This is a genomic window from Synechococcus sp. KORDI-100, assembly GCF_000737535.1.
GTDB lineage: Bacteria > Cyanobacteriota > Cyanobacteriia > PCC-6307 > Cyanobiaceae > Parasynechococcus.
The window spans coordinates 241649-260325 of the sequence record NZ_CP006269.1 but is presented as its reverse complement, the minus strand read 5'-3'; the positions used below and the strand labels follow the sequence as shown (position 1 = coordinate 260325).

The window sequence follows — 18677 nt, the reverse complement described above, 5'->3', positions numbered from 1 at the left end:
GCCATGGAAAATACAAAATTAACTAAACGCCTAAAAGAACTGGGCATCAGTGATCTTGAATTCAACATCTACAAGAAAGAATATTATGAAAACTTCAAAAATAACAAAACTACTGAACAAGTTCATCTTCAGTTACTAAAAAGGTATTGTGAAAGTGGTGGCGAAGTTCAAGAAATCCTTCATAGATTGTTTCATGGAAATCGACTTAATATTGTTAATCAAATTTCGTTGAAGTCAAAAAGATGGTCACTAACATCTGAAGAATTCACATCCACAATCCATCAGATAGTCGATGAAGGATACGCATTATTTCCCCGAAGGTTGACAAGCGCTACAATCAAGGAACTTAATGATTTCGCCAACCAATGCAAACATACATTTATGATCAAAAATAAGGCAAACCAAGAAATTGTTTATAAAGAAGGATATCTATATGAAACACCAGAAGGGACTATTACGGCTGAGGCAGACTTGAAATCGGTTGAAACGCATAATCCAGTCCAAGACTTAATCTCGGATAGTGTCCTGAAAAGTATTGTATCGATGAGCCTGGGGGCACCTGTTAAAGCTACAAGGATATCCTTATGGAACACTTATCAATCAACCGAGGAAGAAGGGGAAGCAGCACAAAAGTTTCATTTTGATCTAGATGGCTTAAGATGGCTAAAGATATTTATCTTTCTAACAAGTGTAGGACCTAATAATGGACCACATATGTACATACCAAGGTCTCACTGGCCGAGCTCCAAACATTTAATGGAGCAAATAATGACTTCAAAGGGTTATTCGAGGTATGACGACTCAGAGATTGAAAAATTTTATGCTCGTGAAGACTGGAAGACACTTATTTGTAACCAAGGGGAAATCGTTATTGCAGATACACGGTGTTGGCATAAAGGGACACGCGTTAAGAATGGCTTTAGAAGAGTATTGCAACCTCTATACACTGCTAACACCTTTTGTCAGAACCTTACAACGGCATAATGTCCTGAATACAATGAGTGGGAATACTAAGAAAAGATAGGATTGCACAAAGTCATCGCACTGAAGCTTGTGGGAACCCGCTATCTTTAAAAAGGCTGCTAGAGTAGATCTTTTAATAGATGATTACAATTGGCATATCTTGTTGTTCGAGTTATATAATTGACTCTATTCTAGTAAATTTAAGTCGGGAAAATACGCATTATCGATTCATTGGATTCGATGCAAAATTGAGTCCTATTGATTCTAACCTTCTTGAAAAAAGGTATCCGGTTCAATTCGCTCATGAAAAGCCAGAGCAATACTCATCCGAAATTCTAAGAATTGTTAGTATAGAAAAGATTGATTATCTACTTATTTTATCAGATGTTGAGGCTTATGCATTAACCACTAGTGAAATGAAAAATCAACTATCAAGACTAAACTGTAAATGCTTGCTGCCTAGTCATTCGTTTATCGAGTTATGCAGTTCAAAGCATAGATTTTTCGATAATTGGCTACTTAATTGTGCCACGAAAGATAAACATGTATTAATAGAATCGAACAAAGCATTAATTAGAGCATCAAAGTTGTATGGATACCCATCCAGAATGTTTATCATCAAGCCTTCGCGTGCTTCTGGTTCAAGAGGAGTTTATTTAGTAGATGCAAATTCAGACTCTCAAGTAACATTACTTGGACTGGCCAATAATCGCATTTCACTTGAAATGCTGATAAGGATGAACATAGAATGGAAAGAACTAGATTTTATTGGCATGCCATATTACCCGGGTAAGGATTATAACATTGATGTTCTCTGCTACGAAGGAAGGGTTTTATACTCGCTAATACAGGAAAGATTGAAACCTAATTTCGGAGCGATTGTCGAAGCCAAAATTGTAGATGACATAAAGATTAGAAATTTGATTAATTCATTCATTGAGAAGTACAAAGTAAGCGGGATGATAAATATTGAATGTGCAAAAGATAATGAGGGCAAACCGAAAATATATGAGGTTAATCCACGACCATCTGCTGCGCTCGCATTTTCATATGCATTTTCAGTTGATATCATCGGAGAATTGATCAATATTGTAAATAATAAGCCAAACTTTAATTTACCGATAGCAAACGAGGGTGCTATAATAAAGAGGGTTTCCAAAGAGATCTGTGAATATAACTTATGATCGCGCTAGAGCTTTGTTGGCTGACTATGGATCGCCTCTTTTTTGTATCGATCAAGCAAAGTTAATTGAAAATTCTCTCGCGTTTAGAAATTGTTTTACAAAACATTGGCGAAAGACAACTGTAAATTACTCAGTAAAGACAAACTATAATCCATGGATAGTAAAAACCCTGAACGAAAATGGATTTCCACCTGAAATAATTAGTGGATTTGAAATTGATTTGCTTGAAATGCTAGGAATTACAGGTAAGATCATTGTAAATGGACCTGCCAAGACTTCAGATGAACTGGGCCAATGTATACAACGAGGGCACATAATACAGGTAGATAATTTGGATGAGTTGAGCCGTATTTTAAAAAAGACCAACGAGCTAGATAAAAGCTGCGAAATTGCACTAAGAATAAGACCAGACAATGAGTCATGGAAAAGATTTGGGTTTGACACTAATAGTGAAAATTGGATGACAGCCTTAAAGCATATAGATAAATCCGATTATATTAATCTAATTGGTTTACATATTCACGCCGGAACATCAATATTGGATACGAATAAATATAAACAATTTGCTAATCAAATGTTATCGGTGGCCATGTCATTACCAATCTCACTAAAATACCTAAATTTAGGTGGTGGTTTTCCTACGGAGTCGGCACGACTTAATAATTATAAAGCTGAGGACTGGAAAGTACCTAAGATCGAAGAGTATGCAGAAATTATCTGTACAGCATTACAGCCATATCTTGAAAAGTTTAAATGTAGACTTTTTCTTGAGCCTGGCCGAGCACTAGTAGATGAGTCAGTTTTTCTACTTTCGAGCATAGTAAGTATAGAAAAAAATAGAATAATAATAGACGCTGGCAAGAATATCTTGCCTTCGATTCAATATCGAGTGCACCCAATAAGAAATATCTCTGAAAACTGTAATAATCGAAATGTCCGAGTTAATGAGGACAAATTCGATATTTTCGGACCGCTGTGCATGGGATCTGATTGCCTTGCAGAACAGGTAGCTTTACAACCCCCCAATATGAATGACATTTTCCAGATTGGCTCAGTTGGAGCATATTGTGAATCTCAATCTATGTCATTTATAAAATATCCCCCTGCATCAGTTGTTTTAAACGGCGAGAAAGACTTCTTAGTTTCTTCTCGGAAAAACTTGAAAAGCTTATTTTCCAACACAATTCCTGATACAAAATGAAATTTCCCGATTCATTTTCTCGCCAGCGGACTCCCTTTATAGTTGCTGAGTTATCCGCTAATCATTCTCAAAATCTTGAAGTGGCTATTAAAAGTGTAGAAACTGCCGCCAAGTGTGGAGTTGATGCTATAAAGTTACAGACAGTTGATCCTGACAAAATTACACTTAACTGTGATAATGAATATTTTAGAATACCGAATGATTCTTTGTGGTCAAAAAAGACAATATATGAATTAGAAGTTGAAACATTTTTACCAAAGGAATGGCATGAGCCTTTATTTAAAGCAGCAAAAAATTGCGGAATTCATTGTTTTTCTTCGCCTTTTGACGTTGATTCAATCAATTTTCTCGAATCAATTAATTGTCCAGCCTACAAGATTGCAAGTTTTGAAATAACTGATCTACAGCTAATACGAAAAGCTGCAGCAACAAAAAAACCAATTATAATTTCAACCGGAATTGCAACCCTAGAAGAAATTCAAAATGCAGTAAATACATGCCATGATGAATTAAATTATAATATAACACTGCTTAAATGTACTTCTTCATATCCTGCAAGTTATAGTGAATGTAATCTAAAAGCGATGAAGACGTTAGGAACGGTATTTAATTGTGAGTATGGATTATCCGATCATACTATTGGGGATTCTGTGCCAATAGCTGCTGCAGCCTTAGGAGCTACATTTATAGAAAAACATTTTATGCTCAACGCAAAAATAGAATCAGCCGATTCATCCTTCTCAATGACAGCGGAAGATTTTAAGGAAATGGTTAAAAAGATAAGACAAGTCTCAGAAGCATTGGGCTCTTCAAGTCTTTACAATATTGGTGGAAATGCAAAACAAAGATTTTTTTCGCGCTCACTTTTTATTATTAGGCCAATATCTAAGGGCGAGGAATTTACAAGCCAAAATATTGCATCTATTAGGCCTGGGTACGGAATATCGCCGAAACATTTAGAATCTATATTTGGACAAAAAGCTAGTAAAAATATTGAAAGAGGTACGCCATTATCTTGGGATTTAATTGAAAACAATTAGTAAAAGCTATTAGCAAATCTAACACTCTTCAATTTTAATTTTGTATTTTTGGCCACGATGTTGGAAATACGCGGGATAGTGTTCGTTATCAACAATTCTTAAGAGATCAAATTGATCAGATATGGTGTAGTTTACATCTAACATAGAATCATCTGGTTTCCTTTTTTTATAAAAGGTCGAGTTGCCATACTGAGGTTTACTATTAATAATACAGTCATTATTATTATCACACCATCTCAAACAAAGCTCTATTGTTTTAGCCGCTTGCATTTTTCTCCATTCGGATGACAATTCATGCCCTTCAAGATTAATTTGGTCCTTAAGATATATAGAGCCAGAGTCAACATTGTGGCTAGCCTCTATTAAACAGATTGGAATTGAATTATTACCCTCAAGGATTTGCCAAGACATTGGACTCCAACCTTTCCCCTGGGGTAGATCACTTTCGTGAACAACAAGATTAAAACGATGAAGGGAGAGAAACTGAGACTTAATTATTGAACTAAAACTCAAAACAAAGCAGACATCGCCTTCGCACAATTGGTCAACTGAATGTATCAGTCTAACAGCATGATTACGTTCCCAGAGTGAAAAGATTAATTTAGGGAGATAATTATTAATCCATGAAGATTGATCTGTCAATATAGAAATACAGGAAGGAGGTAATTGGCCAGATTTTAAAATCTGGGTAGGTGATTGCAAACAATGGTAGATATATTTACTAGATAATTTGTGATTATTACGAATGTGCTCACTGAATATACCTTGAACAAGCAATGATTGCGAAAAGTTATTATCACAATTAAACGAATAATGAGGCTCTTCACGAACAACTAAATTCAAAGCATTGGATAAACTTGTATTTAAAAACCTCATTACAAATAGTGGTAAGTTGGATAAATCAGATACGCAATAATTGTGCGATGAATCATAGCTTAATGGCTTAAACGATTCACATTTGCAGTTTAAATTTATATGATTTTTATAGCTATTTAAAAATTCTTTTGTGAAATATTTGTTATTAGCAGATTGCACTCTGCATCCATGCGTGGATAGTTGATCATGTAATGCATGAATCACTCTAAAAACGCCTAATCCGTCAACCAACTGTGAACCAGGCTGGAAAAAGTGTGGTGAACTAACATAATTGAGTGCTTGTCTGATCTGATCAGGATTTACTTGATCAATATCACCTAAATAGTAAGTATATCGATGATTGTGAAGGTACTTGTTATAACCAATTTGATTTTCACCATCAGATATAACGATACTTGGTAAGTCAAGGCATGCTTTTTCCCAAGTCGTTATACCACCAGTTCCTATTGCCAAGTCTGCCCTTGCAATAAGTCCAATTAGACTTGGCAACGCAGTGTGAAGAGTAAAATTCATTTTATCCTTAATTAATGAATTAATTTCCTCAAGAGAGCTGCACTTAAATCCCAAAACAATATCAACAAAAATATGACTAAATTCTTTAGACAAAAGCGCCTTGACGGCCTTTAAAGTTCCATTATTTATATCTGAACCACCAAAAAAAATAAGGATTCTATTCATACTCATTCGTAATGGCACTAAAGAATGAAGCTGCGAGTATTCAGGTCCTATTAGGGCATAGCTTGGTCCTAATAATAGCTTGCATTTTGTAGATACTAGATTTTTATATCGTTGCTGCGTCTTACTTCCGAAAAAATTTTGATCAATCAATAAATCTGCTTCGTGCGGACGATTCGCCAGGTCATCTATCACAAGCAATTTACAGTTGCTTTTACTAGAAAAATATCCAAGCATAATATTTTCCCATTGCGAGTCCAGAGAATAATGATCAACAACCAACCAATTCGCGGTATCAATATCTTGAGAGAGCAATGCATTTATACAGTCAGTAGCGTCCTCAATTTGAGTACAACCAAGCCAAGAGAGATGTAAAGATTGGTCGTTTAAATTATAGTTTGGCAATATTTGTGGCAGAGATAAGACATTAAATTCTTCATCTAGGCTCCTGATTAAATCGCCAGACTGTGGTCTACATATAAAGATTACTTCTGCTCCTGATTTTACAAGTTCGCGGGCAATGTTTCGGCATCGAACAATATGTCCACTTCCGATGAGATTCGAGGAGTCACAACGAAATATAAAACGACTCATACAATTGACCTCAGAAGGCAAAACGCTTCGGCGGCTTCTAGCCCAACTTGAGCACCACGCCATCGGGCCAAATGCTCGAGGGCCTCAATCGAACGTGCATGAGGCCAAGGTTTCATTTCACTGCTATATACCTCTAGAGCCTGCTTCTTTCGCGAGAGCTGCTCAGAAATATCTACAAACCAATTGGGCTGAAATGGTGGCGAAGAACCCGGTGGCTGCCATTCCGTACTACTGGCTACTTCAAAACTTAGAAGACGCCTTACTACATTTCCTGGCATAGGCCGGCATGCAGTAACTACCGCTTCATGAAGTCGGCGGTGGTCGACATTCACGTCACCAGAGTGATGGACATAAATACACTCTGGTTGATGACGAATGATACGTTCCTCAATGCACTTGATAAGGTCAAGGCGATCCAAAGAATCAAGACGATTATCTGGAAAATCAAGGAGTTCGACACCTGATACACCAAGGATTGATCCGGCCAATTGTGCAGCATTTGCAAGAACTGAGAGTTCATCAGCTACTTGAACTCGATCACGCTTTTGCAAACGTGAAGTCGAACCCTCCGCAACAATAAGAACTTGAACTTGATCACCGGAATCAACATGACGAGCAATTGTTCCGCCACAACCAAGCACCTCATCATCCGGATGAGCAGCTACTACCAGGACCTGATTCATTGCTTCCATAGCCATAAGTCAACAAACACTCTCAATTAAGGCGTTTGAAACCACCATGGCAAACAGGACCTTCCAAAAGCAGTTCTACCGAACGACCTCTCTCACACTGAGCTATCAAAGCAAAAACCTGATCAAGTGCATCAAAATACGGCTCCAACACATCAGAAGTGTGGGCCAAACAGGTGTAGCAACTCGTTGAAGCTAGGTAACCCCTCTTAAGCATCTCTTGGGTGAGCAGTGTCTTGTAAGCCAATGCCTGAGGACTAACGAAGTCGAATCCTGTAAGGGCTGGCAGACCGTTATGAATGATCTTTAGACGATGACAATCAGCAAGCTCTTGCCAACGTTTACGAAGCTGCAGGCCTATAGACGTGACTTGCTCCCAGCTGTGCTCACGCTCCATGACCTCAAGGGTTTTCAGAGCTGCAGTAGGACCAATCCGCTCAGTCCAAAAGGTACTGCTGATAAACGTGCTCTGGGCAGCTTCCATCACTGCACGCCGTCCGATGGTGGCAGTTATGGCATAGCCATTACCAAGGGCTTTACCAAACATAGCCATATCGGGCTCGACACCATATTTGAGATGCAATCCACCAAAGGTTTCCCGAAATCCAGACGTACATTCATCAAAAATCAAGACAATGCCGCGGCGTGTGCAAAGCTCACGCACACCCTCGAGAAAGCCAGGATCTGGAGGGCTATTGCGCTGGACCTCCATTTTCACGGCCGCCAACTCATGGGCTGAAGCAATGCTCTCCAGCTGATCCAGACGATTGAAACTGAAGGGCTGAACTGTTCCAGCGAGACCACGCGGCACACCGTTAGGTTCCAAACCAGGAAGCAGATGCTCTGCCAAACCGGAATCGTTCTGCAAGTTGGTCGCTAGATACCAATCATGCCAACCGTGATAACCACAAATAGCCACTGTGTCTCGGCCTGTGGCAGCACGGGCAATTCGTATAGCGATGGCATTCGCCTCGCCACCACTACGGGCGAAGCGTGCCATATCAGCCCAAGGATGCAGTGACACCAAACGTTCGGCCAGCCATACCTCTTCCGGGCAGTTGAGGGTGCTCATATTCCCTGCTGCCAAGATGGCCGCAACAGAAGCATCTATTTCGGGGTGACCATATCCAAGAAGATTGGTCCCAATCCCCATAATGCTCATATCGATGAACTCATGGCCATCAAGATCCCATACACGGCAGCCCTTAACACGGCTGAAATAAGCCGGCCACTGCTCAGGCAAAAACATCTCAGCCCGCTTTGACAAGAGCATGTTGCCCCCTGGAATCACCCTCTTGGCACGATTCCAAAGCTTCTGACCTTGTTTCTGTTCCGATGCCATGAGCTGCTCCTTTACCGCATCTTCCGCCAATGACCTTAAGTAACCTTCATTGCGAACCGTAGCCAAGTTACGAGCTGCTAGCTCTGGATGTAGCTGTAGGTGCGACACCACATCATCTACACCAAAAGTAGGATTCTGTGGCTCCAAAGCAGCAACAATCTGACGAACAACATCTAAATCGTTCGAATCATCAACTGTTACGCGGTAGTAAGGACGTATTGGCTGGTGCCGAAAGTGCCCCCAACGCAAGCCCGCTATATCGGTACAGAACCACGGGGTCACGTGCTCCCGTTCTGACGGGCGAGAGGCTTCTCGACAAGCTCGTTCCAAAAGCTCAGCTTTGAACACCTCAACATCGAAGCCATCTGGAACACTTAGCTGCCGGTCATTTGCGCAATTGGCCAGATAGTCCCACTCACCATTTAGAAAAGCCTCAACCAGCTCATCGATCAAGGCAGGATCACTGAGAGGACAATCACCAGTCAGGCGTACAACAGTAGTGGCGTTCTCCTCAGCAGCACAAGCACGAAAACGCCCCAATACATCGTTGAGATCGCCTCGAAAAACCGTGAAGCCTGCTGAGCTGACCACATTGGCTAATAAATCATCAGAGCTATCATCTGAGGTCGCAAGAACAAGACGATCCAAGCAAGTGCTGCGTTTTAGACGATCCATCTGGTAAACAACCATCGGCTTGTTACCGATCGGCAAAAGAACCTTGGATGGCAAACGCGATGATGAAGTGCGAGCTTGAACAATGCCGAGAGTAGTCATCGTGATGGGCTCCAACGACTGCGTGGAAGTCCAAGACACCAGATATCCAGGCGGTTTCCATGGTTCACCACTTCCTCCCGCAGAGTCCCTTCCAATTCAAATCCACACTTCTCAAATGCGCGACGGCTGCCAATATTGCCTTCATATACCCCGGCATTCAATTTCTGCAGATCAAGCTCTTGGAAGGCCCAATCACGCAACAGGGCAATAGCTTCACTGGCAAAACCATTACCCCAACACCCATGGTCTCCAATAAACAAGCTGATATCGGCTCTACGATGAAGCCAATGAATCGGACCCAGTTTAATGTTTCCTATATGACGGCCATCCGCTGACAAACAAATAGCGAACCAGGGGACTTCAGAATTATCGTGATGTGCTTGCCAATAGGACTGAAGAGTTCCCATAGACTGGGGAAAAAAGCGAGTTTCAAGAAACTGATTGACCCTAGGATCATTCAGCCAACTAAGGTAAGTCGAATTCAGATCAGAAGATTCGACAGCTCTTAACAACAGACGGGACGACTGCAACACAATTAGACTCCACCTAAAAAACTAAAATACGAGTATTACAGATACAATACAGACGCAATATCGAGGCGCAAAGGCGATGGATGGAGAAGATTCCGAAAGCAACGGATATTGCAGCAAGCATGTCACCAAGCAACCAGTGGTCTGCGAATACCCCATAACCAGAAGTCCTCACATTCTCCACATGATCACTTAGAACACCGTTGTCGACTGAAATCAACTTGATCTGCTTCAACTGGTAAGCAGAATCTACAGCACTTAAGGGGTTACAGAAGAAATCCTCCATCATTCAACGTGGCCAACAACGTGGGTCGAGAATACTGGGATCCTTCAGAGCCCAAGTGCTCCACTCACCTTTTAGCCATGGGGAGGTTTTTTGCCATATATTCAGCAGTGCATTCAACTCTTGAACACTGCATAAACCAATCACTAAGGCCTCCAGATCGCTCTGTTCGCGAGCAAAACCCAGGACCAAGTCAATCAACTGGCACCCTCGCTGCTCTGCGAGAGCCTCAAGGCACTGTTGATGGAAACGCGCCTCAGCACTGACCCACAAGGGCCATTTCGCGGCAGGGGTAAGTAATAAGCCTTGTAAGTAAAGGCTACGAGCATGAATTGCCGTACCACGTGAGCGCAAATGCGCCAAAGTACCATTTTGAAGGAGGCGTTGGTCATAAAGCGACAACGGTAACTGAACCAGATCGAGCAGCAACGGATTGACGCCATCAAGATCTTCAGCTGAGTAGATAGACAAACCAATACGCTTCACAACCCCACGCTCGCGCAAGCTCAACATCCAGGCCTCCAGAAGATGACCGCCTGGCTTGAGCAAATCCGCTGGCTCATGCAAGAGAAATGCATCAAGATCCTGAACACCAAGGCTCTGACAGCTCTTAAAGAATGACTGCTCCCAAGCCTTTACATCCTGAGGCAAGAACTCAGGCTGAGGCTGGGCTGAGAACTTACTGATCAGGCGGAAAGAGTGTGACTTAGGCAATTGGCGTCCAAGCACTGACTCTGCATTACCGTAGGCCTGAGCAGTATCTAGCCAGCTGATTTCACTAGCAGCCGCCTGAGCCAGAAGGTTTCCAACTGAAGCTTCCAGAACCTGACCGCCAGCATTAGTAATTCCATAAGCAAGGCCAAACTGAGCAGTTCCCAGGCAAATCTGAGGTGTCACGCCTGTAATACGAGTTTGAGACTATCAGCGACACGCTGCAGATCTGACTCTTGCAAGCCTGGATAGAGGGGGAGACTCAAAGCATTGCGAGCATAGGCCTCAGCTTCTGGAAAATCGCCCTCTTGAAACCCAAGCCTCCTATAGAACGGATGCAAATGGACTGGAGAATAATGTAACTGGACACCGATCCCACACCCCCGTAAACCCTCGAAGACTTGTCGATGGTGTTTTGGACTGGGATCATCGAGACGGATTATGGCGAGGTGAAGACTCGAATAAACTTCCTCGGAAATCTGTAGCAGGCGAATCGGAAGATCAGCAAGTATTTTAAGGTAACGCTGATAAAGGCGATGACGTTCAGCCAAGATTTCATGCAAGCGCTTTAACTGACTTAAACCAAGTGCAGCAGAGATATCGGTCATGCGATAGTTAAAACCGAGGTGCTGTTGCTCATAGCTCCAAGGCCCCGGTGCTATGCGTTCAAATCTATTCAAATCTTTTGTAATCCCATGACTTCTTAGCTCGTACATATATTGAGCTAACTTTGGATCATTCGTCGAGGCCAATCCACCTTCACCAGAAGTGATAATTTTGACAGGATGAAAACTAAAAACACAAATGTCACTGTGAACACAAGATCCGACTGGTCTGCCCTGATACTTACCGCCGATTGCGTGACTTGCATCCTCTATGACAGCGAAGCGATAGCGTCGTGCCAGTTGACCTATCGCACGCATATCACAGCTAGCACCTGCTAAATGCACAGGAATAACAACCTTAGGTAGACGACCGAGTTTTTCAGCTTTCTGGAGTTTTAACTCGAGGTCCTGAATGTTCATCAAACCCGTGGACGGATCGATATCAACAAAATCAACCTTTGCACCACAATAACAACCACAATTTGCGGAAGCAACAAATGTAATTGGAGAGGTCCATAGATAATCACCAGGACCAAGACCCAAAGCGATGCATGCGATATGAAGAGCGCTGGTTGCGCTATTGGCGGCAACAGCAAATTCTGAGCCAACCTCAGTAGAAATAGCCTGCTCAAAAGCTGGCACAACTGGCCCTTGGGTTAGAAAGGGACTTCTCAAAACATCGACTACGGCATCGATATCTTCTATGGATATAGATTGACGACCGTAAGGCAAGATTTTAGATTCCATAAGGGTTAAAGAGGCGAAAATCCTGGATTCACATGCTGTCGGATCATTTCACGAATCTGCTGTACATTTAAAAAATCAGGATTACTTCCAGAGTTGTAAGAAAAACCCTCTTGAACCTTTTGGAATTTAATTCCATAATTTTGATATTTCAAAAGTGTATGGCCATCACTCGGCAAAATTGCATAATATTGACCAAGATCAATTGTACAAAAGCTATCTGATGATGTAATCATTTCTTCGTGAATTTTCTCGCCAGGGCGAATACCAACTATTGGTTTTTTGCAGGAAGGCCCGACCGCATCAGCAACATCGGAGATACGATAACTTGGAATTTTGGGAACAAATAATTCTCCACCCAATGCATTCGCGAGCGCCCAAATCACCATATCCACACCCTGCGTTAGCGAAATATTGAAACGAGTCATCTTGGTGTCAGTAATAGGCAATATTCCGGTTTTGGCTTTTTCCAGAAAAAAGGGAATAACTGAACCACGTGACCCCATGACATTGCCATAACGGACAACAGAAAAGCGTATATCACGCTCACCTTTGACATTATTAGCAGCAACAAACAACTTATCTGAACATAATTTTGTTGCACCGTATAAATTGATAGGAGCTGCCGCTTTATCAGTGCTCAAAGCCACAACTCTTTGTACACTTGTATCTAGGCATGCTTGAACAACATTTTCAGAGCCAAGGACATTGGTATTTATAAATTCAATTGGATTATATTCCGCAACTGGGACCTGCTTTAGTGCTGCAGCATGCACGACCGTATCAATACGCTCAAGAGCTCTTTTAAGCCTGTTTTGGTCACGGATATCTCCTAAAAAGAATCGTAGCTGTGGATATTGGTCAACAGGAAAAAGCTGTTGCATCTCCCATTGCTTTAATTCATCACGACTAAAAACGACGAGGCGGGATACATCTGGCTTGTTTTTGAGAATGTACTCAACGAAAGCCTTACCAAAACTCCCAGTCCCACCTGTAATTAAGATTCTTTTCATTGATCAAAAATGGATTTGTTTAAATTTATTAGACTTTTCCAACAAAGCGAATATTCCGTTGTTGGTAAAATGCTGATACCCAGGATTGGCCTGCTCTAGGCTACGTTGGAGCTCAATAGACGGCTTGCATGGAAAAGTTAATTGAATTTTACGGCAGTCAAAGGGTGAATTTTCAAAAGTAAAGAGATAATCTTCGCTAAAATAACGATTAATATGATCGCTGTTAAAAGTGTAATAGATAACTTCATCGGCAAACTCCCCATCGAATCTTTCCTTGAGAGCTTTATAAGCTTCAATCCTGCTCAATAATAAATGCTCCCAAGGCTGGAATATTGGGCAAAGAGTATTTTTAGGCTCCGCGAAACGCGATGGAATTGCAATTGGAAGATGATGGCCATCAAATGCACTCCAAATTGGCGAATGCATCGTAAAAAGCTTGCCACCAGGCTTTAAGCAACGATGCATTACCTGAAGAGCTTGTGGCAACCTGTGAATATGCTCAAAACAAGCTATTGAAAAAATTAAGTCATATTGCCCGTAATGCTCCTCAGGTATGGACTCTATGTCGAGGTAAAGATGGCGGTAGCTTGTAACATATTTCTGTTGATACGCTTGATCTTGTGTATTCCGGTGGAACTGATTCGCAGAACCTAGTTCCTGATCATAAGAAGGAGCTTCGACAGCCGTCCAACTGTTGCAACGGAGATGATCAATAACCAATGAAGCAGGCAATGCACCACCGACCTCCAACACATCGAGACCTCTCAATGAAAGACACTGTTGACAAACCTGCAAATAGCTGAGGTGATAACTCAGCGTAAATGTCTGCTGGAAATATTGCAACTGGTCTTCAGTAAGACCCAGCAATGAAGGAGTTTCAGTCATGCTATTGGCCTAACATAGGTGCATAAAATTTGACGGTCTTCTGCTTGTTGCTTCAGCTGAGTAAGCCAGTCACTTGGAACCAGTCCAGTTGGCTGGTCATCAACAATCAGGATTTGGTCTGGATCCATCACGTCAAGACAAGACCGCACTTGAACTGCATCTAAAGCCAGGGTAGAACCACACCACCGATGCATTTTTTGAAGGGCTGGGATCTGAAAAGGGGCGTCACTGACCAAGGTCATGCGATGATTGAGGTGTTCGCGCAAAAGAGCCTGTCTGAGAGGACCTGGAATCCGGTCGGCGTGCTCAGCGCGACAAGCCACCAGAAGAGTCTGAAAGCTCGGTAACTTCGTCAAAGACACAGTCGTCTGGCAGTGGTGCCGTTGCAGTAAGGCCAATAATTCCTCCATCCTCCTGGTGTAAATATGATGTTTCAAAGTCCGAGCTTGGCCTCGAGCTGCGATGTCTGCCGCGAGCTGAGGGTTCAATACTAGTTGTTTTAGCTTACTTATGGCTTCTTCTGGAGAAGTGTAGGTGACTACCTCATAGTCGGGCTCAAACAAGCACGGAAGATTCAGCTTTGCATCAGTCAAAAGGCAAGCCCCCATCCCAGTTGCCTCATACAGACGCATGTTGTTGGCATAGCTCTCAGCGATATCAATGTGGCGATTGATGGTGATCTGGCTATTTGCCAGCACGCCGTACATGTCTTCAGCCCAAGCTTCGCCCTGCCACCGATGTTTCAGGGTTGAACCGACAGGGAGCTGCTGACCGCCATAACCCCACACCTGCAGTGGGAGCTTTAGGGCAATGGCCTCCAACACTTGGGTGCCATTATTATGAAATCCACCAAGCCCTCCAACGAAGGTGAGTGCGTGGAGCCGGGATCCATCCCTGCCATGTCGCTCCAATAGCCGCTCGTCAAAACCTATCGGGAAATAGGCCGCATTCACCCCCATGGCTCGAAACTTTCCCACGTAGTGAGGCAAGGATGTGAGCAGCAGATCGTATGGACTGAAATCCAGGTTGGCTGCAAGAGGACAGGCGTTCTGTCCCACCACAATGTCCACTAAAGGCTTCACATGCTGAAGGAAGCCTGCAGGGAGCCAGTTAATATCTTGAACATAAAGCACAGTGGGCTTAAACCAACGAATCTGAGCTTCGAGGATGGACAAAAGCTGCTGGCCGGAATCTTGAAGTTGAAGCAACTCTTTCCGGTACTCCTGAGCCCAGGCCCGTTGCAGAGGCATCGAATTGGCCACGATCTCAATGGCTTCAACCCCAAGCAGCCCCAACCCGTGGGAATAGGCATCCCCAGTACCAAATCCACCAGCAAAATGGGCCTTGTGTTGAGAAGCCCAAGGTTGTTGGATCAGTACACCGCTGGCGTACAACCGCTCAAGATAAGGACCATAAAAGGTGTCAACTATGAGAATTTTCAAAGATCACACCCTCGCTCCACCAAGGCAGTGAGTTTAGGTAAGGTAACCCGTTGATCCCAACCCAACGCAGATTTGCGAGCGGCAGCCCCCAGTTGCTCTCGCATCGAAGGATTCGCGAACAACGCCAAAACTTTCTGGGCCAACTTGTTGGGATCGCCCATAGGCACGAGCACTCCCTCCACGCCATCGTTTATCACTTCCTGCACCGGCATGCCGCGGCTGCCGACGATGCAGCAGCCGCAGGCCATAGCTTCCAGCAGGCTCCAACCCAGAATGAATGGATAACTTAGATAAACGTGAACCCAACTGGCCTGAAACAAACCAATCAAGGCTGGATGTGATACGCGACCAAGGAAGTGAATTCGCTCTAAATCCAACTGACCTTGCAGTTCTTCCAGCATCACATCACGCCAGGAACGTCCGCTTGGATGGGGACCTGCGTACCCTTCCTCGCTATCGCCAACGATAACCGCCCGCACCTTGGGATGTTCCCGCTGAACTATCACTAAAGCACGCATAAACACATCGAAACCGCGCAAACTCTCAAGGTTACGATTCACAAAGGTGATCGTAGGAACAGATCGGGTGATTTCGATCCCACGCACCTCATAACTCACATCAGGATTCGGGCACGCCAAAGAAGTGTCAATGCCTTCATGAATCACATGCAAGCGTGAATCCTGGAAAACTGGCGGAAAACTATTAGCCTGGTGTATTGTTGGTAAAACCCAGGAATGTGCATGACTCAGAGCTTGCTGAGTGAGCGAATTTCTCCCCAACTGTTGAAGCTTTTGTTCTAAACCAGCTGAAGGTTTACCTGGAATGAGCCCGTGTCCCCCATGTTCAGGTAAAATCCATAACTCAGGCCATAAGATCTGTGGAATATCTGGCCAAATCTCTTTGATTCCCAACGTTTCACCCCAACCTGAATGAGCAAGAATTCGATCGGGTTTCCAAGATTCATTATTAAGCTGCTGGCACAAAAACGCCACACGCTCTGCCCTCTGCAGCCCGTCGTGCCATAGTCCACTTCCCAAAGGAAGTGGCGGTTGAATAGATTTAGGCTCGTCATATCGCAGCAACCGACCTTCAAAAGAAACGGGTCGCTGATGGGAGCAAATTGCGACCAGTTCATGACCAAGATGCGCTAAATAAGGTGCTAGCTGGCGGAATTGCCCTGGAAAATTTTGATGGATTAGCAGCAACCTCATGCCGCTTCGTCTCCCTTAGTAATCGATGATTGACTCTGCTCAGGAGACTGAAACACGCCAGTATCAGGATCGTAACTGAGAATTGTAACGCCATCATCAGCAATCAAACAACTAAAATTATTCCCGTAGTGTTGAATTTCTAGCCAGCTCCCGCAGGCTAGAGCAGGTTTATAAACTTGAAAGGTCTTCAATAAACCCAAAGTCGCAGCACTCTCAAGTGGGCTAATAAAACTAACATCTCTATCTTGCCAATGGGGCTGCTGCGTCCAGTGCAATAACTGAGCATGTGTCAACGCAAAGCAGCCGGCGTGTGGATTCAACGGTGATTCCAATTGGATGATTCCACCAGGTTGTGGTGTTTGAACCGGTGGAGGAGGATCCGGAATCAATGCTCGGAGATAATCTTTGGGTAATGGACCATCGATAAAAAGCCGATCTGCAGAAGCAGGTTCATTTGGCATTTCCACCCGTTGAGGCAAAAGAACCGCTTGAGGTCCAACCTGTTCCGAAAACCATGAAACCTTATGAAAAAAAAGCGGATCATGAATGACCAAATCATCTTCCAAATACACATAAAGATCATACTTTTGATCCAAGCGATCTGCTAGATATTGCTGTGCACAAAAGCCTAGATACTTGGAAGACTCAGGCTGCGCAGAATGTTGACCTAAATCCTGCTGATACTTATCATCAAAATAATCAATGACATGGTTCTCACCATCATGAACAATCACAGGATCAATCACAAGGCGCAATGCCTCATTTGCGTTTTGTATAACCTGTGAAGAAATATCGAGATAACCCTGACGGGTTCCCAAACGCCTTAAACCAAGCAATTGACGCTGCAGTGCGTCAATCCGGGGCTGAGGATTGGGACGGAGGGATTGATGCCGTCGGTCCCCTTCTGGATTCCAATGGTGAACAATGGCGGCGAGGATCCGCATCCGACAACGCAACTCTGCCCAGAATCCCATGTCTGCCGTATCGACGCCCGGGTTTTGGCGGCAACATCATCCAATCCGACTCGTGCGCGGTAATGGGTTAGACCACATCCTTGTCACGGTGCCCCGAGACGGAGCACCAACCTTGACCGAACCATCTGGGGTCTCAAGCAGCCACCCTCGCCTCAAGACGCTGAGCCGACTCGCGGCAGCAGCCAGCATCCTCAGACAACAACATGGCAAGCCAGGCTGCTTTCGCATTCAATTTCACGACCGTGCTCCCAACGGAGCCGACCACACCTGGCTGTGCATGGATGCACCTCGTGAAGGCACTGCAGGGCAGCAACTTATTCCCGATCCCTACTGCCTAGACACCTGGGGTTACCAATCCCAGCAGAAGGCATTTCAATCCCTACCTCCCTGGCCGTCACGACTATCAATGACCATCTGGCGAGGGAGCACCACCGGTGCTGCCAAGATCCAGCTTGAGAACATCCACCATCTTTTGCGCTATCGCCTCTGCCACACCAGCCTGGAATTCCCACATCGACTTGATGCCCGCTTCACCAATGTCGTCCAGTGTGATGATCCTGTGCAAATCCGCCACATGCTTCAACAAGAAACCCTTTGGGCTCCATACTTAAGGCCCCGACATATGGCACTTCACCGATGGATCATAGATATTGACGGGAACGTGAATTCCTGGGGTCTGTTGTGGAAACTGCTGAGCGGCAGCTGTGTATTACATGTTAACAGCTCAAGAAGGCAGTGGTATCACGACGGACTTATTCCTTGGAAACACTACATTCCCATTGCAGCTGATCTCAGTGATCTCAGCGCTATGTTGCGCTGGTGCCGAGAATACGAAATCGACTGCAAAACAATTGCTTGCGCTGGTCAAGCCTATGCACGACGCGTCGTGGACCAAATCAACATGAGACTGGAGCGTGCCGTGCTTGCTACCGCACATTAAG

General features: G+C 43.9%; 16 protein-coding genes. 5 read left to right on the top strand and 11 right to left on the bottom strand.

Going from position 1 to position 18677, the window contains the following annotated elements; genetic code table 11:
- Positions 1–3 precede the first annotated feature (3 nt).
- The 4 genes from KR100_RS01320 to pseI all read left to right on the top strand — a co-directional run bounded on the left by KR100_RS01320 (position 4) and on the right by pseI (position 4388).
- Entirely contained in the window at positions 4–984 is a 981-nt protein-coding gene (locus tag KR100_RS01320) for a phytanoyl-CoA dioxygenase family protein (RefSeq protein WP_038542574.1), read from the top strand.
- A gap of 227 nt (positions 985–1211) precedes the next feature.
- Positions 1212–2147, top strand: a complete 936-nt coding sequence (locus KR100_RS15505) for an ATP-grasp domain-containing protein (RefSeq protein WP_156097842.1) — start codon at positions 1212–1214, stop codon at positions 2145–2147.
- Between the two features lie 16 nt (positions 2148–2163).
- Positions 2164–3348, top strand: a complete 1185-nt coding sequence (locus KR100_RS14650; protein WP_162176453.1) for an alanine racemase — start codon at positions 2164–2166, stop codon at positions 3346–3348.
- Positions 3345–4388 (top strand): pseudaminic acid synthase, encoded by a 1044-nt coding sequence (gene pseI / locus KR100_RS14645; RefSeq protein ID WP_071839798.1) that lies wholly within the window; start codon positions 3345–3347, stop codon positions 4386–4388. Before KR100_RS14650 ends, pseI begins: the two co-directional genes overlap by 4 nt.
- Before the next feature lie 18 nt (positions 4389–4406).
- Here pseI and pseG read toward each other — a convergent pair whose 3' ends face one another.
- The 11 genes from pseG to KR100_RS15500 all read right to left on the bottom strand — a co-directional run bounded on the left by pseG (position 4407) and on the right by KR100_RS15500 (position 17706).
- A complete protein-coding gene (pseG, locus tag KR100_RS15220) occupies positions 4407–6533 on the bottom strand; it encodes a UDP-2,4-diacetamido-2,4,6-trideoxy-beta-L-altropyranose hydrolase (RefSeq protein WP_162176452.1) in 2127 nt (708 codons plus the stop codon).
- Entirely contained in the window at positions 6530–7216 is a 687-nt protein-coding gene (locus tag KR100_RS14630) for a PIG-L deacetylase family protein (RefSeq protein WP_071839970.1), read from the bottom strand. The genes pseG and KR100_RS14630 overlap by 4 nt, the downstream gene beginning before the upstream one ends.
- 31 nt (positions 7217–7247) lie before the next feature.
- Positions 7248–9338: an aminotransferase class III-fold pyridoxal phosphate-dependent enzyme gene (locus tag KR100_RS01305; RefSeq protein WP_038547585.1), complete on the bottom strand. Its 2091-nt coding sequence runs from the start codon at positions 9336–9338 to the stop codon at positions 7248–7250.
- Positions 9335–9868, bottom strand: coding sequence for a GNAT family N-acetyltransferase (locus KR100_RS14625; RefSeq protein ID WP_162176451.1), 534 nt, complete (start codon positions 9866–9868; stop codon positions 9335–9337). The genes KR100_RS01305 and KR100_RS14625 overlap by 4 nt, the downstream gene beginning before the upstream one ends.
- Positions 9869–10157: 289 nt before the next feature.
- Positions 10158–11048, bottom strand: a complete 891-nt coding sequence (locus KR100_RS01290) for an aldo/keto reductase (protein WP_051847263.1) — start codon at positions 11046–11048, stop codon at positions 10158–10160.
- Positions 11045–12199: a UDP-4-amino-4,6-dideoxy-N-acetyl-beta-L-altrosamine transaminase gene (pseC, locus tag KR100_RS01285; RefSeq protein WP_239420363.1), complete on the bottom strand. Its 1155-nt coding sequence runs from the start codon at positions 12197–12199 to the stop codon at positions 11045–11047. Before pseC ends, KR100_RS01290 begins: the two co-directional genes overlap by 4 nt.
- Before the next feature lie 20 nt (positions 12200–12219).
- Complete coding sequence (pseB, locus tag KR100_RS01280) at positions 12220–13224, bottom strand: UDP-N-acetylglucosamine 4,6-dehydratase (inverting) (RefSeq protein ID WP_038542564.1); 1005 nt, start codon at positions 13222–13224, stop codon at positions 12220–12222.
- A gap of 3 nt (positions 13225–13227) precedes the next feature.
- Positions 13228–14109: a methyltransferase domain-containing protein gene (locus KR100_RS01275; protein ID WP_038542562.1), complete on the bottom strand. Its 882-nt coding sequence runs from the start codon at positions 14107–14109 to the stop codon at positions 13228–13230.
- Positions 14106–15503 carry a glycosyltransferase gene (locus tag KR100_RS01270; protein ID WP_156097841.1) on the bottom strand — a complete coding sequence of 466 codons (1398 nt, stop codon included), beginning with the start codon at positions 15501–15503 and terminating at the stop codon, positions 14106–14108. The genes KR100_RS01275 and KR100_RS01270 overlap by 4 nt, the downstream gene beginning before the upstream one ends.
- 44 nt (positions 15504–15547) lie before the next feature.
- On the bottom strand, positions 15548–16762 hold the full coding sequence (locus KR100_RS01265; RefSeq protein WP_038542560.1) for a glycosyltransferase: 1215 nt from the start codon (positions 16760–16762) through the stop codon (positions 15548–15550).
- Positions 16759–17706, bottom strand: a complete 948-nt coding sequence (locus KR100_RS15500; protein ID WP_156097840.1) for a calcium-binding protein — start codon at positions 17704–17706, stop codon at positions 16759–16761. The genes KR100_RS01265 and KR100_RS15500 overlap by 4 nt, the downstream gene beginning before the upstream one ends.
- A gap of 142 nt (positions 17707–17848) precedes the next feature.
- On the opposite strand from KR100_RS15500, the gene KR100_RS14620 reads away from it, so the two are divergent.
- Positions 17849–18676, top strand: a complete 828-nt coding sequence (locus KR100_RS14620; RefSeq protein WP_162176450.1) for a glycosyl transferase family 90 — start codon at positions 17849–17851, stop codon at positions 18674–18676.
- Position 18677 lies beyond the last annotated feature (1 nt).

Excerpts from the sequence above, each read along its gene's own strand:
- KR100_RS01320 (WP_038542574.1), top strand. The coding sequence starts at position 4 with ATGGAAAATACAAAATTAACTAAACGCCTAAAAGAACTGGGCATCAGT.
- pseB (WP_038542564.1), bottom strand. The coding sequence starts at position 13,224 with ATGAAAAGAATCTTAATTACAGGTGGGACTGGGAGTTTTGGTAAGGCT.
- pseG (WP_162176452.1), bottom strand. The coding sequence starts at position 6,533 with ATGAGTCGTTTTATATTTCGTTGTGACTCCTCGAATCTCATCGGAAGT.
- KR100_RS14630 (WP_071839970.1), bottom strand. The coding sequence starts at position 7,216 with ATGAATCAGGTCCTGGTAGTAGCTGCTCATCCGGATGATGAGGTGCTT.
- KR100_RS01275 (WP_038542562.1), bottom strand. The coding sequence starts at position 14,109 with ATGACTGAAACTCCTTCATTGCTGGGTCTTACTGAAGACCAGTTGCAA.
- pseI (WP_071839798.1), top strand. The coding sequence starts at position 3,345 with ATGAAATTTCCCGATTCATTTTCTCGCCAGCGGACTCCCTTTATAGTT.
- KR100_RS15500 (WP_156097840.1), bottom strand. The coding sequence starts at position 17,706 with ATGCGGATCCTCGCCGCCATTGTTCACCATTGGAATCCAGAAGGGGAC.
- KR100_RS01265 (WP_038542560.1), bottom strand. The coding sequence starts at position 16,762 with ATGAGGTTGCTGCTAATCCATCAAAATTTTCCAGGGCAATTCCGCCAG.
- KR100_RS01305 (WP_038547585.1), bottom strand. The coding sequence starts at position 9,338 with ATGACTACTCTCGGCATTGTTCAAGCTCGCACTTCATCATCGCGTTTG.